Origin of the sequence: Micromonospora sp. KC721, assembly GCF_004348355.1 — a bacterium.
GTDB lineage: Bacteria > Actinomycetota > Actinomycetes > Mycobacteriales > Micromonosporaceae > Micromonospora.
Genome location: NZ_SMJY01000417.1, coordinates 1 through 639, shown reverse-complemented (window position 1 = coordinate 639; position 639 = coordinate 1). Strand labels below are relative to the sequence as shown.

Genomic DNA, 639 nt, shown 5'->3' with positions numbered 1-639 from the left:
ATCCTCGACGGCGTGGCCGCCCTCATCGGCACCCGCGCCGGGACACCACCATCGACGCCGCCGCGCGGATAGGCTTCCACCCATGACCGTACGCCCGATCCGGATCATCGGTGACCCCGTCCTGCGCACCGCCTGCACCCCGGTGACCAGCTTCGACCGCGAACTGCAGCGCCTGGTCGACGACCTGATGGGCACCCTGCTCGGTGCACCCGGACGCGCCGGCGTCGCCGCCCCGCAGATCGGCGTCGACGCCCAGGTGTTCGTCTACGACGCCGACGGCCACCGCGGACACATGATCAACCCGAGTATCGAACTGTCCGACGACACCCAGGACGACGACGAAGGCTGCCTGTCCATCCCCGGCCTGTACTTCCCGACCCGCCGCGCCATGCACGCCACCGTACGCGGCGTCGACCGGCACGGCGAACCCCTCACCATCTCCGGCAGCGGGTTCCTCGCCCGCGCCCTCCAGCACGAAACCGACCACCTGCGCGGTCGCCTCTACGTCGACACCCTCCAAGGGCAGATCCGCCGGCAGGCACTACGCGAAATCCGCGCCGGCCGGTTCGACTCACCGACCAGCCGCCGCTGACCCACCCACACCCCAGCCCACCTCCCGATGCGGCGCCGGCTGGGAAC

1 protein-coding gene is annotated in these 639 nt (G+C 71.2%); it reads left to right on the top strand.

Features of this window, described 5'->3' with window-relative positions; all coding sequences use genetic code 11:
* The first annotated feature begins 82 nt into the window (after nt 1–82).
* Nucleotides 83–592, top strand: coding sequence for a peptide deformylase (gene def, locus E1182_RS30735; RefSeq protein WP_132271218.1), 510 nt, complete (start codon nt 83–85; stop codon nt 590–592).
* Nucleotides 593–639: the final 47 nt, after the last annotated feature.